The sequence below is a fragment of the Cupriavidus sp. DL-D2 genome (assembly GCF_039710735.1).
GTDB lineage: Bacteria > Pseudomonadota > Gammaproteobacteria > Burkholderiales > Burkholderiaceae > Cupriavidus.
Map to the genome: position 1 here is coordinate 1 of NZ_JBDKXK010000160.1, position 377 is coordinate 377.

Sequence of the window (377 nt, forward strand, 5' to 3'; positions counted from 1 at the left end):
TCGGCGTGCGTCACGCACATGCCGTGCGGCGCGCCCGGGTAGATCTTCAGCGTGGCGTGCTTGATGATCTTGGCCGAGAGCTTGCCGGCGTTGTCGATCGGCACGATCTGGTCGTCGTCACCATGCAGCACCAGCGTGGGCACGTCGATCTTCTTCAGATCGGCGGTGTAGTCCACTTCCGAGAACTCCTTGACGCACAGGTACTGGCCCAGAATGCCACCGGCCATGCCCTGCGCCCAGAAGGCGTCGATGGTGCCTTGCGAAACCTTCGCGTTCGGACGGTTGAAACCGAAGAACGGCACGGCCAGGTCCTTGTAGAACTGCGAGCGGTTATCGGCCACACCCTTGCGGATGCCGTCGAACACTTCGATGGGCAG

Annotated in this window: 1 protein-coding gene; it reads right to left on the minus strand. The window is 62.3% G+C overall.

Annotated elements, in window-relative coordinates:
- The coding region (locus ABDB81_RS30475; protein ID WP_346814431.1) for an alpha/beta hydrolase at positions 1-377 on the minus strand (377 nt) is incomplete at both ends.